Below are 13630 nucleotides of genomic sequence, written 5' to 3'. Positions count from 1 at the left end.
TGTCGAGCAATACGGCAGGGAACGTCGGACCGGGCGCGTCTCTGTTCCAGGCACGGAGCATTGGCCAGGTCAACCAGTATTTCCAAGGGGAGAATCCGCCGACGTCGGAATGCGCCGACCGTGATCCCTGGGTGGAGAAGGCTGGGGAATCCCCGTTGTGGAGGCTCGTTCCGGCCGACCGTGACATCGAACCGTTCCGCCGGGCCACCGTGGAGTTCGTCGGGAAGCTGGTCCCTCTGCGAGATGAGGCGGAGTCCCAGCTGTCCCACGATCCCTGGCTCGACCCCGGTGTGCCTCTGCGCTTTCACGAGCGGCTGACCCAACTGCTCGATTCCCCTGGACGGGTCGAGGACACGGACCTGTATCCGGCCGAGGCGGCCCTCCTGGTACTCACTCCCTTCCTCTTCCGCGTGTACGAACTCCGCAGGACAGCGGAACGGGCCACACTGGCTCCGGGCACTCTCGAAGCCGCCGCTTCGCCCTCTCCGGCGCGCGCCTCCTTCGAGGCGTTCGCCGCCGAATACCGGGGCCTCAGGGAACGGGTGCTTCGCCGGGGCCAGGATGAGGAGGCCGTGGGCTGGTGGCTGTTCCACCGCTGGATGGCGAAGGCGGAGAACAGCCTTGGGGTCGATGACCTCTGGGGAATGGCGCCGGATCTTTTCCACAGGCTGTGGAAACCCGATCGGATTCGGCACGTCCTCCACGGACTCCGCCTCGGCCGCGGGGTCTGCAACGGCGAATACCTGGCAGACCTTCGGGAGGATGAGTACGTGCCCGCTGAGGGTGCACAGCACCTCCGCGAGCGCCGACTGGCCCTGATCCTGGCTCTGGGTAAGGGGATGGCTCCGGAACCGACCTCACTGCCGGACACCGTGGTCGAACACCTCGCTATCCCGTTCCCGGTGGACCCCGCGCGGGTGCGGGAGACGGTGTCCGAGGCCTGGTGGGGCGGGGACCCGCACCTGCTCAGCCTGAACGCGGAGTGCGGCCACGAAGCGGTGATCGAGGGCCTGCACCAGTACGTGCAGCGGGTGGACGAGATGTTGCACGGCATCCACCTGGCCCTGCGCGGGCGCTTCGCCCAGCTGCCTGCCCGGCTCTCCTCCGACCGGGTCGAACCAGCCAAGGGGTCCTTCGAGAGCTGGGCGAGGTTCCGCATCGACGAGCGACGCGCCCGTGAGCTGCTTACCGGCGAGCAGTTGTACAAGAACAAGGATCTGGCGATCCGGGAGTTGTACCAGAACGCCCTGGACGCCTGCCGCTACCGCAGGGCACGGACCGAGTACCTGGACCGGATCTCCCTGGCCAGTTACACGTACGAGGGATCGATCGAGTTCACCCAGGGCGTGGACGAGGCGGGACGTCCCTACGTCGACTGTTCCGACAACGGGGTCGGTATGGGGGAGGAGGAGCTTCGGGGGGTCTTCTCCCACGCGGGCTCGCGGTTCGCGGAGGAGTCGGGCTTCCTGATGGAACAGGAGCGCTGGGCACGGGAGGACCCGCCGATCCGGCTGTACCCGAACAGCAGGTTCGGGATCGGGGTGCTGAGCTACTTCATGCTCGCCGACGAGATCCGGGTGACCACCTGCCGCATGAGCGCGGACGGAGCTCTGGGACCGGAGCTTGAGGCGGCCATCCACGGTCCTGGGCACCTCTTCCGCGTGGTCCGGACCGGGAGGGATTGCAGAACTCCCGGTACGACGGTACGCCTCTACTTGAAAGAGGATGAACTCGGAAGCCGTTGGTCGTCTGTTCGGGCACTCAGGGAAGTACTTGCCCTAGCCGAATTTACGACAAAAGCCAGTTCGATTGAAGATTCCGAGTGCTGGATGGCGGGGAGGCTCAACCATGCCGGCTTGGCAGGACGAAAAGCAGATTCTGGTCGCTTGAGGGGAAGTCCTATCGTTTGGGAGCGGTCTCCTGAGGGTGTGGACTTCTTCTGGTGTGAAGGTCAAGGTCAGATTCTCGTGGACGGCTTGAAAGTAAAAATCAGTGATTTCTATCCTAGTGTTCCTGTCATGGACTCTGATTTCCATGGGTTTGTGGTGAATCTTTCAGGCCCGCGCGCCCCGAAGGCGCTCTCTGTGGACCGATCACAGGTGTTGAGTGATGTATATAGTGGCATCCTTAAGCTGCTTCATGACTCTGTTCAAGCTTTCGGGGTGGGGATCGAGTGTCCTTGGGATGACGAATGGTTCATGAAAACCGTTGGGGGGCGACATCGGGTCGGTGATATTCTGGCGGGTCTATCGATTCGGGAGGGGTTTTCTGCAGGAATAAGCCGCGAGCTTTGTCTGGGGGATGGCGGCTACCTTCCTGTCGACTCGTGGCTTTTGGGGGTTAATATCAAAGCCTCCGGTGGGCTGCTTCCAGTTCAGGTTTTGAAGCCCAATGTCACCTATCCAGTGGAAACTGGATTACTCCTTTGGCGGCTTCTCTATTTGGGCAAAGGAGGAGTTGCTGAAGAGCTTTTGGGAATGTGTAAAGATTTGCCTGATGTTAGTGAACTTCGTTTGGGCATTCCGACTGACCAGGTCCTTGCGATAGGCGATGGTGGGATCTGTGAAAATGATTTGATATCTGCGATCCAGCGGGGTTCGATCCTGGGTATGGGTGTGGGCGATGTTGTGCAGAGGTGGTTGGATCTGGGATTCACCCAGGGTGACCTCACTGTACCCGTTCATTCTTTGCCGCGTATGTTGGATACTGTAGAAACTCACGAACTTGTCCAGACTGGGGTCATTCGCGTCGTAGGGAGAGCCCGGCCAACTGATCTCGCTCAGGTTGCGAATCGCATGAAAGTGGGTCTGGAACAAGCCCGGGGGCTTATGCAGGAACTAGGTGCGACGGTATTTGATGACGTTGTCTCGGAGGCAAAACTGGCCCACGTGAACACCTTGCGGGAGATCGTTTACTCGGGAGAATGGACTACTCCTTCGCTGGAAGATATCGCTAGTTCGCTCAGATTGCCGCTGGTGGCGGTATGTGAACTACTGGATCGGATGGACCTTGGGGGATTGCTCGATATTCTGCTCAAGAGGTTCTTGGTGGATATTTGTTTCGATGGAAGCACTAGTTCAGGAGAGGTGCTTCGTGTCGCCCGTGGTGTGTTGAAATTCTTGGAAGATTCGGAAGTTCAGTATGGGGATCTTCTGAGGAAGGAAGGCCCTGGAAATCTGGATCTGGATAGCGCCGTGCGGCGTCTCGTTGCATGCGGCGTGGAGGTTCCTCTGGGGCTGGTGGACTCTAAGGACGGTGCGAATGGTTGGGATTGGATAAGAAAGTTTTCATCTCTTCCTATTGGTGCTCCTGTTCCCTTGGGAGTGGTTCTGGCTTTGACTCGCAGTGATGTTGACCGAGTATCTGTAGTAGGCGAAATATCGGAAATGGGTATATCTGTAATGGAACCAGACCTGCCGCCCGGGTTGTCGTATAGTCAATCGGTTGAACTGATGCAGAGGAACGCGGAAAACAAATATTCAACCCGGATTGATATCAGTAAGCCACTGTCCGTGTCTCATCTGATCGTTCGGTCTCAGCGAATGGGGGAGTCGCTGGCGAACGTGATGCAGTGGTACGACCACCTCGGATACAGGGTCCCCAACCTGGAGAAGCTGCTGCCGCACGCTATCCCGCGCATACCGCGCAGGTGACCTGCAGGGTCATCGAGCAGGAGCGGACGCGTGCCGGTGGGGCGAGTGCCCTGGTCTCTGCCTACTATGGCTAGCCATGCGTATTCTCGTGGTCGAGGACGATGACCGGGTGGCGCGCGGGCTGGTCACCGCGCTCCGGGCAGCCTCCTTCGACGTACAGCGGGTGGCCACGGCCGAACGGGCCCTCTCGGCGCCCTCGGCGGACGTGGTCCTGCTCGACCTCGGCCTGCCCGACGCCGACGGGATCGACCTCCTGCGCAAGCTCCGCGAACGCCCGCAGACCGCGATCATCGCCGTCACGGCCCGGGGCGAGGAACGCGACCGGGTCCGGGGCCTGCGCGCGGGCGCCGACGACTACGTGGTCAAGCCCTTCGGGGTCGCCGAACTCCTCGCGCGCATCGACGCCGTGCTGCGCCGCACCCGGACGGCGCGCGCCGAACCCGAGCAGGTCGACCCCCCGTTGCGGGTCGGGAAACTGACCCTGGACGTCCACTCCCGGGAGGCCCGAATGGGGGCCGAGCCCCTGCCACTGACCCGCAAGGAGTTCGACCTCCTGCGTCTGTTGGTGGAACGCTCCCCCCGGGTGGTCGCACGGGACCAGATCCTCGACCAGGTGTGGGGCGCCGCCTGGGAGGCCTCCTCCCGCACCCTCGACACCCACATCGCCTCCCTGCGCGCCAAGATCGGCCCCGGTCCGCGTATCCGCACGGTGCGCGGGGTCGGCTACATGCTCGACGAGGCCTGAGTGCTCCGCCGCCTCCTGACCATCCTGCTCCCGATCGCCTTCGTGCTGGTCGGCGCGGTGCTGGTGCCCATCGCGACGGTGATCGCCCAACAGCAGACCCAGGCCGTGTACGTCGACCGGCTGGGCGACGCGGGCCGGTTCGCCTCGTTGGCGGGGACGGCCCTCCAGGCCGAGCGGAGCAACGCCCTCACCCAGGAGATGTCCCGGTACGAACAGCTCTACGGCATCCCCGTGGTGCTGGTCGCCCCCGACGGAGAGGTGATCGCGGGCTCCGGCGAGTCCGACCGGATGCGCACCCTGGTCGCGGACGTGGGCATGGGTTCCGTGATCACGGTGGCGCTGGCGGGCGAACGCCCGGAACCCCCGACCACGGTGTGGCCCTGGCGGTCGGACCCGCTGGTCATCGCCGAACCCATCGGCCGGGACAGCGAGGTCGCCGGGGCGGTGGTGCTGGTCGCGCCCACCGACGTGCTGGGCGCGGAGATCCTCACGACCTGGGGCTGGATGGTGCTGTTCAGCGTGCTGCCCCTCGGGCTGCTGGTGGCGGCGTCGCTGCCGCTCTCGCGCTGGGTCCTCCAGCCCATCCACCGACTGGACGCCGCGACCACGGCGGTGACCTCGGGCGACCTGGACGTCCACGTGGACGCGGAGAGCGGCCCGCCGGAGCTGCGCCGCCTCACGGACTCCTTCAACACGATGGTGGGCGTGGTGCGCCGCGCCCTGGAACGCCAGCGCTCCTTCGTCTCCGAGGCCTCCCACCAGCTCCGCAACCCCCTGGCCAGCCTGCGGCTCTCGGTGGAGAACCTGGCCCCCTACCTGAAGGGGGCGGACGCCCGCGAGGCGCACGAGATCGCCATCGACGAGGCCACCGCCATGAACCGCATGCTCAACTCGCTGCTGGCCGCGACCCGGCTGGAGAGCGTGACCGGATCCGAGGTGGTGGAGGTCGCCGGACTCGTCGACACCCGGGTGGCGCGCTGGAACGCGCTGGGGGAGTCGCGCGGGATCGAGGTGACCACGGACCTGCCCGACCTGCTGTGGGCGCACGCCCCGGCGGGCGGCCTGGGCAGCATCCTGGACGAGCTGGTCAGCAACGCGCTGCGGCTGTCCGGCGGCACCCGGATCGAGGTGCGCGCGGAGGACGGGGAACAGGTGCGCGTGGGTGTGCTGGACAACGGTGTGGGCCTGCCGAAGGAGGAGCGGGAGGCCGCCCTGGACCGGTTCTGGCGGTCCCCGACCCAGCAGAACACCGAGGGCACCGGCCTGGGCCTGCCGATCGTCGCCGAGCTGGTCCGTGAGTCGGGCGGTCAGCTCAGGCTGGGCGACGGACTCGCTGACGGGGACCGGCCCGGCTTCGGTGTGGTGATCACACTGCCCTCGGCCCCGCCGCCGTCGGTGGAGGACCGACCGGGCTGACCCAGGCCGCCTCGGACGCGGGTTTGTTGTGCCGGTACCACCGTTCGGCCCCGGCGTGCAGCGGAACGACCCCCGTCGAGATGCCGGTCCGCACGTTGATCTGCGCGGCCTCGGGGCGCTGCTCGGCCAGGCGTGACGCCCCGGTGTAGACCGTGTCCGTCACCGCGTACACGAGCTGTTCGGGCAGGTCCTCCCGGCACAGGAGCAGGTTCGGGATGGACATGGTGGGACAGGCCGGGATCCCGGTGTAGGTGGTGGCGGGGATGGTCGCCGGGAAGTAGGACTCCGGGTACACGGTGACCATCTCGTTGGCGGGTCCGGTCAGGTCGACCAGGCGCAGCGGCAGCTGGTCCGCGAGGTCCGCGATGGCCGGGGTGGGCAGCCCGGTCAGGGAGAACATGGCGTCGATCTCCCCGGCGGCGAGCGCCTCGGCGGAGCTGGCCTGGTTGATCCGGACCGCCTCGGGGCGCACGCCCGTCACCTCCGCGATCTGCCGGGCGGTGAACTCGGTCCCGGAGTTGACCGCGCCCACGGAGACCCGCAGGCCCTCGATGTCGGAGAGGGAGCGGACGGGGGAGTCGGCGGGCACGAGCAGGTGCACGAAGCTGTCGTAGAGCCGCCCCACCGCCTGGATGGTGGAGCCCTGCGTGACGACGTCCGTCGCGAGGATCGAGTCCAGGTTGGCCAGCCCGAGGTCGGCGTCGTCCGAACCCAGGAGGGTGAGGTTGTCGTGTGAGGCCCCGGTCTCGACGGTCTCGACCCTCTGGTCGGGCAGCCGTTGGTCGAGGAGCCGGGCCAGGGCCCCGCCGATCTCCCGGTAGACGGCGCCGGCAGGGCCGGTGGCGACCACGATCCGGTCGATCCCCGGCGCGGGGTCGTTTGTGCAACCGCTCACGGCCGTGGTGGTGAGCGCCCCGAGGGTCCCCAGGAGCACTGCCCGTCTGGTCGGTCCGGTCGATCGCATACCCGCAGCTTAGGCGGGGTCGTGTAGGGGGAGGGAGGCCGAGGGCACCTCACCGCGTGTTCCAGGACACATACCCAACGTCGTCCTATGTCAGAGGAATCCCAAGAAATGGAGAGTTACTTTGCACACATGACGGTGTGAGCTCACCATCTGGGGAGTTGAGAGGTAACTCGGAGGTCATCCTGCGGCAATCCGCAGATCACACCTCCGAATACGGGCACTCCGCAGCGTCGGCGCCCAATGGAGGAGGTACCCATGACTGTCCAGAAGGACGTCGAAGCTCCCGACGGTCCGTCGGTCCAGAACGAGGAGGACTCCTCGTCGGGCATGACCCGAGGCCGTCTGATCGGGCTCATCGCCGGTCCGCTGGTCGGCCTGGCGATCTTCCTCGCCATGCCGGAGATGCCGCTTCCGCTGGGTGAGGGCGAGACCGAGGCGGTCCTGTCCGTCAACGGAGCCGTCGTCGCCGCGATCACCGCGTGGATCGCGATCTGGTGGGCCACCGAGGCCCTGCCGATCCCGGTGACCTCGCTGCTCCCGCTGGTGCTCTTCCCGCTGATGGTCGAGGGCGCCGCGATCGGGGACGTCGCCTCCTCCTACGGTTCCGACACGATCTTCCTGTTCATGGGCGGCTTCATGCTGGCCCTGGCCATGCAGAAGTGGAACCTCCACAAGCGCATCGCGCTGACGATCGTCTCGAAGGTCGGCTCCAACACGGTCGGTCTCATCGCGGGCTTCATGATCGCCACCGGGTTCATCACCATGTGGGTGTCGAACACCGCCACCGCCGTGATGATGCTGCCGGTCGGCCTCTCCGTGATCGCGCTGATCACCCAGTTCCGCGGCGGCCGCACGGACGCGAACTTCGCCACCGCCCTGATGCTGGGCATCGCCTACTCGTCGTCGATCGGTTCGGTCGCGACCCTCATCGGCACCCCGCCCAACGTCCTGATGGTCGGTTACCTCAAGGACAACCACGACATCAGCATCGGCTTCGGCCAGTGGATGATGGCCGGTGTGCCGCTGGCCGCCGTGTTCATGCTGATCGCCTGGTTCGTGCTGACCCGCCTCTTCAAGCCCGCCGTCAAGAAGGTCGAGGGCGCGCAGGAGCTCATCTCCGAAGAGCTGGCCAAGATGGGCCCGATGTCCAAGGGCGAGAAGCTGGTCCTGGCCGTCTTCGCCTTCGCCGCGCTCTCCTGGATCTTCATCCCGATGATCGCGGACCTGGGCCCGGTCGCCTCCGTCGCCCCGTGGCTCGGCGGCGTCACCGACGCCGGTATCGCGATGACCGTCGCGGTCCTGCTCTTCCTGATCCCCGTGAACCGCAAGACGCAGCTGATGGACTGGGAGACCGCGGTCAAGCTGCCCTGGGGCATCCTGCTGCTGTTCGGTGGCGGTCTGGCCATCTCCGCGCAGTTCACCGCGACCGGCCTGAGCGCCTGGGTCGGCAGCCAGGTCTCCTTCCTGTCGGGTGTCCCGGTCTGGGTGCTGATCCTGGCCGTCACGGCGCTGGTCCTCTTCCTCACCGAGCTCACCAGCAACACGGCCACCGCGGCCACGTTCCTGCCGATCATGGGCGGTGTCGCGATGGGCATGGACATGGACGTCCTCGCCCTCGTGGTCCCGGTCGCGCTCGCCGCCACCATGGCGTTCATGCTGCCGGTCGCCACCCCGCCCAACGCGATCGCGTTCGGCTCGGGCTACGTCAAGATCGGGGAGATGATCAAGGGCGGCCTCTGGCTCAACCTGACGGCCCTGTTCCTGGTCCTGGGCACCATGTACGGCCTGATGACCTGGGCCCTGGGGATCTCCCTGTAGCCGTCACAGCCACGGGCCGCCCGGAGCTGAGACCGGGCGGCCCCTTCCCCGGGACGGTGGCTCCGCCTCCCCGGAACCGTCCCGGAACTCCCGAGAGCGCCCCTTCCGACCCCGTCACCGTTCACCGGGGTCAGGGAGGGGCGCTCCCTTCGTCGCTCAGATCCTCCGGTCCCGGCCCGCGCCGAGCGCGACCCCCGTCTGGACCAGCGCCAGGGCGCCCACCAGGACCAGCACGAGGTCCGTGGCGCCGGTGAGCTGGATGAGGACACCCGCCGCGATCGGCCCGCACGCGGCGAGCAGGTAGCCCATGGACTGCGCCATCCCGGACAGCCGGGTGGTCTCCGCCTGGGTGCGGCCGCGCAGGCCGATCAGGGACAGCGCCACCACGATGGAGCTCCCCGTGCCCGCGCCCGCCACCATGATCCACAGCGGCCCCCAATCCGGGAACCACAGCAGACCGGCCATGGCCACCACGATGAGCAGGCTCACCGCCAGGCAGGCGGGGCGCTGCTCCGCGCGTCGGCCCATCAGGGTCGTGATGGCCAGCCCGGCCACCACCCCGGTGATCTGGAACGCAAACAGGTGCCACCCGGCGGTCTGCGCGCTCACCCCGCGCGCCGCCTCCACGCTCGGCAGCCAGTTGATCAGGGTGAAGTAGGCGGTGGACTGGAGCCCCATGAACGCGGTGACCAGCCACGCGGTCGGTGAGCGCCACACCGACCCGGCCGGTTCGGCGGGGGAGTCGGCCGAGGCGGCGACGGGCACGGGGGAGGGGACCCAGCGGACCCGGGCCGCCCAGACCAGCAGGGCGAGCACCACCGGAACCGCCCACAGGGCCAGCGACGCCCGCCATCCGCCCGCGAGCGCCGCGAGGGGTACGGAGAGCCCGGCGCCCAGGGCGGCGAACCCGGTCATCACCGAGGAGGACACCCCGGTGAACAGGGCGATCCGCCTCGGGTGGTCGCGCCGCAGGATCACCGGGACGAGCACGTTCCCGAACGCCACGGCCGCGCCGATCATCGCAGTGCCCAGCCACAGGGTGGCCAGGGTCGGGAGGGAGCGGACCACGATCCCGGCGGCCAGGAGGGCCAGGGCGGCCAGGACGACGCGGTCCACCCCCCACCGGGCCGTGGGGCCGTGGACGACCGACGAGAAGAGGGCGAAGCCCAGCAGCGGAAGCGCGGTGAGCATCCCCAGGGCGCCGTCGGAGAGCCCGGTGGTGGTGCCGACGGCCTCCAGGACGGGACCGACCGAGGTCAGGGCCGGGCGCAGGCAGGAGGCGATCACCAGCACCGAGCCCAGGGCCAGGGCGGCGCGCGCCCAGGAACGGGTGGGGGACTGGGTGGCGGGGGCGCTCACGCGGTCCCGCCCGGCCGGGTCTCGTCCTCGATGACGGCGCTGATGAACCCGAGCTCGTCGGCGAGCTCGACGGCGATGGCGCGGGCGTGCTCGGGGGAACCGTCCTCGACCGCGGCGAGCAGGCCCTCGTGCAGGTCGTTGAGGCCCTGCACCTCGGGCAGGGAGGTGGTGCGCCGGATGGACTCCACCACGTTCTCCCGGAGCGCGTCGTAGAGCCGGGTGAGCAGCGGGTTGTGGGCGGCCTCCACGACGGCGCGGTGGAAGCGGGAGTCGGCGGCCACGTAGGCGTCCACGTCGTCGGCGCGCTCGGCCTCGGCTCGGGCGGCGACGGCCTCGCGCATGGCGTCCAGGTGGGCGTCGGTGCGGTGGCGCGCGGCGCGTTCGGCGGCGGCGACCTCCAGTACGGCGCGGACGTCCAGGACGTGTTCGAGGTCGGTGCCGCCGCTCTGGGCGAGCAGACCGGTGAGCTCGTCGCTGGCCCGGACGTAGGTGCCGTCGCCCACGCGGGGCTCCAGCAGCCCGGCGGCGGTGAGGGCGCGCAGGGCCTCGCGGACGGTGCCCCGGCTGACCCCGAGCTCCTCCGCGAGGTGCTTCTCACCGGGGATACGGCTGTGGACGGCCCAGGCCCCGGTCGTGACGCGCTCCCTGAACTGCCTGCTGACCTGCACGACCAGGGGTTCGGCCCGGGTGGGCTGGGTCATGGACGTCACGGTGGCCTCCTGGTTGTCCGACATTTGCACGGGGAGTCTAGGGATCCGGGGTCCGCGCCCACAAGGGTGCCCCGGGGCGTTCGTCCCGGGACGGGGGTGTGCGACAATCGCCCCGGCCGCACACCACTCTCCACCTTGGAGGTCTGTGTGCTGCCCGCACTCGGAACCGACGCCGTGCCGCCCGCTCGCCGGGCCCCGACCGAGTGCCCGGACCGCCCGCCGCGCCGAGGGCTCTGACCCCGGACCGGCCGCGCCCGTCTCCCCTTCGCCGCCCGACGGCCCTTCCGCACGAGAGCCCTCCGGGGCGGTCGCCGCCGTGCCCGGACCCGTATTCATCCGATGATCCGAAGGAGTGTCCACCAACGTGACCAGTACCGAGCCCGAAGAACGGACGACCGCCCCCCGAGGGGCCGTGTGGTGGGGGCCGCTCCTGGCGGCGGCCGCCACCCTCATCTGGTCCGGGAACTTCGTCATCGCCCGGGTCGTCTCCGGGGAGATCCCACCCGTCCAGACCGCCTTCTGGAGGTGGGCGATCGCCCTGGTCGTCCTGCTGCCGTTCGCGGCCAGGGGGCTCTGGGAACACCGGCGGACCATCCGGGAGCGCGCCCCCTACATCGCCCTGGTCAGCCTGCTCGGCGTCACGCTCTTCAACACCCTGATCTACGTCGCGGGGCACACCACGTCGGCCACCAACCTCGCGCTCATCGCGGCGGCCTCCCCGGTGGCGATCGCGGTCTTCGCCGTGATCGGCGGGGAACGCCTGTCCCCGCTGCGCGTCACGGGCATGGCCGTCGCCCTGGCGGCCGTGGTCGGCCTGATCACCAAGGGCGACGTCGGGGTGCTCCTCACCATGGACCTCGCCACCGGCGACCTCTGGATGCTCGCGGCCATGTTCACCTTCGCCGGGTACTCCGCGCTGCTCAGGCGCAAACCCCAGGGGCTGCCCGCCGTGGTCTTCCTCGCCGCCACGGTTCTCTTCGGGCTGGTCATGCTGCTCCCCGCGCAGATCGTCTCCGTGACGACGCAGGGCGGCTTCACCCCGACACCGGGGAACCTCGCGGCCCTGCTCTACATCGGGGCCGCCTCCTCGGCGCTGGCGTTCTTCCTGTGGAACAGGTCCGTGGAGATGATCGGCGCCACCCGCGCCGGGGTCCTCTACTACCTCCAGCCGGTCTGCGTGGCGGCCCTCGCGTACCTGACCATCGGGGAACCCGTCACGGGAGCCCAGGCGGTCTGCGCGGTGCTCATCGTGGCCGGGGTGGCGCTGTCGTCAGCGCGCAGGTGACACGACGGAGCCCCGCCACGGGTGTGACGGGGCTCGTGAGGTCGGTGCCTAGTCCTGCGGGGCGCGACGCGGACGGCGCGGGCGGGAGGACCCACCCGAGCGCGGGCCGCCGTAGCCGCCACGAGGACCGCCCTGGCCGCCGCGCGGACCGCGCTGACGGTTCTCCCGGCGCGGCTCGGGGGGCAGGCTCACCGGCACACCGGACGGGGTGCGGGCGCCGGTCACGCGGGCCAGCTCCGGGTCCTCGGCGTGCACCTGGGCGATCTGCGGCTCGATCCGCGCGCGGTACATCAGGCGGGTCATGTCGCGGCGCTGGTTGGGCGTCACGAGCGTGACCACGTTGCCGGACTCGCCCGCGCGGGCGGTACGGCCGCCGCGGTGCAGGTAGTCCTTGTGGTCGGTGGGCGGGTCGATGTTCACGACCAGGTCCAGGCCGTCCACGTGGATGCCGCGCGCGGCGACGTTCGTGGCGATCAGCGCGGTGACCGTGCCCTCCTTGAACTGCTTGAGGGTGCGGGTGCGCTGCGGCTGGGAGCGGCCGCCGTGCAGCGGTGCCGCCCGGACGCCGCTGGCCAGCAGGTGCTGCGCCATCCGGTCCACGGCGTGCTTGGTGTCCAGGAACATGATGACCTGGCCGTCGCGGGCCGCGATGTGGGTGGCGGTGGCCTGCTTGTCCGCGTGGGACACGTGCAGGACGTGGTGCTCCATGGTCGAGACCGCGCCCTCGGACGGGTCGACCGAGTGCACCACCGGGTCGTTGAGGAAGCGGCGGACCAGCTGGTCCACGTTCCGGTCCAGGGTGGCCGAGAACAGCATGCGCTGACCGTCGGACGGGACCTGCTCCAGGATCGCGGTGACCTGCGGCATGAAGCCCATGTCGGTCATCTGGTCGGCCTCGTCGAGCACCACGGCCTCGACCTGGTCCAGGACGCAGTCGCCGCGCTCCATGAGGTCGCGCAGACGGCCGGGCGTGGCCACGACCAGCTCGACGCCCTGGCGCAGGGAACGGGCCTGGCGGTGGATGGGCATGCCGCCCACCACGGTCGCCATGCGCACCCGCACCGAACGGGCGTAGGGCGTGAGGGAGTCGGTGACCTGCTGGGCGAGCTCGCGGGTCGGCGCCAGCACCACGGCCAGCGGGTGCCGCTCCTCGGCCTTGCGGCCCTCCAGCCGGGCCAGCAGAGCCAGGCCGAAGGCGAGGGTCTTGCCCGAGCCCGTCTGGCTGCGGCCGAGGACGTCCCGCCTGGCCAGCGAGTTCGGCAGCGTGGCCGCCTGGATCGTGGAGGGCGTGGTCAGCCCCTGGCGGGCCAGCGTCTCCTTGAGCGGAGCGGGCATGTCCAGGGCCTGGAAGTCGTCCACCGGGTCGAGCCCGGGGTTGACGGTGGTCGGCAGCGCGAACTCGCCGCCGGAGAAGCGCGAGCCGCCGCCGGGGCGGCCCTGGTTGCCGCCGCCGCGACGGGGACCGTCGAAGGAACGACGGGGACGCGGGCGGCCGTAGGAGCCGGAGCCGCCGCGGGAACCGTTGGAAGTGCGGTCGCGACGTGCGTTGGTACGGGGATGGTTCACAGATGACCTTTCGCCGACGACATAGGCCGGGTCGGAAGTCCACAGCAGTGCTTCGGCGAGTGACACCGAGACTGCGTGGGGGAAAATACTTCGATATCCACGGCCCACACGTAG

The 13630-nt window shown here is 68.7% G+C and carries 9 protein-coding genes; 5 read left to right on the top strand and 4 right to left on the bottom strand.

Annotated elements, in window-relative coordinates:
- Positions 1–131: 131 nt before the first annotated feature.
- The 3 genes from AC0VYM_RS27480 (at position 132) to AC0VYM_RS27470 (ending at position 5814) form a co-directional block, all read left to right on the top strand.
- The gene (locus AC0VYM_RS27480; RefSeq protein ID WP_475456940.1) at positions 132–3653 is read left to right on the top strand and encodes an HD domain-containing protein; all 3522 of its coding nucleotides are present in this window, start codon (positions 132–134) and stop codon (positions 3651–3653) included.
- Between the two features lie 76 nt (positions 3654–3729).
- Complete coding sequence (locus AC0VYM_RS27475; RefSeq protein ID WP_475456938.1) at positions 3730–4398, top strand: response regulator transcription factor; 669 nt, start codon at positions 3730–3732, stop codon at positions 4396–4398.
- The gene (locus AC0VYM_RS27470; RefSeq protein WP_475456936.1) at positions 4399–5814 is read left to right on the top strand and encodes a sensor histidine kinase; all 1416 of its coding nucleotides are present in this window, start codon (positions 4399–4401) and stop codon (positions 5812–5814) included.
- Here the strand turns inward: AC0VYM_RS27470 and AC0VYM_RS27465 are convergent.
- Positions 5765–6778, bottom strand: coding sequence for a TAXI family TRAP transporter solute-binding subunit (locus AC0VYM_RS27465; RefSeq protein ID WP_475456934.1), 1014 nt, complete (start codon positions 6776–6778; stop codon positions 5765–5767). The genes AC0VYM_RS27470 and AC0VYM_RS27465 overlap by 50 nt on opposite strands.
- A 255-nt stretch (positions 6779–7033) precedes the next feature.
- On the opposite strand from AC0VYM_RS27465, the gene AC0VYM_RS27460 reads away from it, so the two are divergent.
- A complete protein-coding gene (locus AC0VYM_RS27460) occupies positions 7034–8596 on the top strand; it encodes an SLC13 family permease (RefSeq protein ID WP_475456932.1) in 1563 nt (520 codons plus the stop codon).
- Between the two features lie 156 nt (positions 8597–8752).
- Here the strand turns inward: AC0VYM_RS27460 and AC0VYM_RS27455 are convergent, their stop codons facing one another.
- Together AC0VYM_RS27455 and AC0VYM_RS27450 are read right to left on the bottom strand one after the other, a co-directional pair.
- Positions 8753–9955: an MFS transporter gene (locus AC0VYM_RS27455; protein WP_475456930.1), complete on the bottom strand. Its 1203-nt coding sequence runs from the start codon at positions 9953–9955 to the stop codon at positions 8753–8755.
- Positions 9952–10689, bottom strand: coding sequence for a FadR/GntR family transcriptional regulator (locus AC0VYM_RS27450; protein WP_475456928.1), 738 nt, complete (start codon positions 10687–10689; stop codon positions 9952–9954). The genes AC0VYM_RS27455 and AC0VYM_RS27450 overlap by 4 nt, the downstream gene beginning before the upstream one ends.
- 340 nt (positions 10690–11029) lie before the next feature.
- Here AC0VYM_RS27450 and AC0VYM_RS27445 point away from each other — a divergent pair, with 340 nt between their 5' ends.
- Positions 11030–11950: a DMT family transporter gene (locus AC0VYM_RS27445; RefSeq protein WP_475456926.1), complete on the top strand. Its 921-nt coding sequence runs from the start codon at positions 11030–11032 to the stop codon at positions 11948–11950.
- 48 nt (positions 11951–11998) lie between these two features.
- Here the strand turns inward: AC0VYM_RS27445 and AC0VYM_RS27440 are convergent, their stop codons facing one another.
- The gene (locus tag AC0VYM_RS27440; RefSeq protein ID WP_475456924.1) at positions 11999–13516 is read right to left on the bottom strand and encodes a DEAD/DEAH box helicase; all 1518 of its coding nucleotides are present in this window, start codon (positions 13514–13516) and stop codon (positions 11999–12001) included.
- Positions 13517–13630 lie beyond the last annotated feature (114 nt).

It is taken from the genome of Nocardiopsis sp. iso_237 (assembly GCF_056173345.1).
The sequence above is the reverse complement of the archived record's forward strand: the minus strand, read 5'-3'. Positions and strand labels throughout refer to the sequence as shown.

Excerpts from the sequence above, each read along its gene's own strand:
- AC0VYM_RS27460 (WP_475456932.1), top strand. The coding sequence starts at position 7,034 with ATGACTGTCCAGAAGGACGTCGAAGCTCCCGACGGTCCGTCGGTCCAG.
- AC0VYM_RS27465 (WP_475456934.1), bottom strand. The coding sequence starts at position 6,778 with ATGCGATCGACCGGACCGACCAGACGGGCAGTGCTCCTGGGGACCCTC.
- AC0VYM_RS27475 (WP_475456938.1), top strand. The coding sequence starts at position 3,730 with ATGCGTATTCTCGTGGTCGAGGACGATGACCGGGTGGCGCGCGGGCTG.
- AC0VYM_RS27450 (WP_475456928.1), bottom strand. The coding sequence starts at position 10,689 with ATGTCGGACAACCAGGAGGCCACCGTGACGTCCATGACCCAGCCCACC.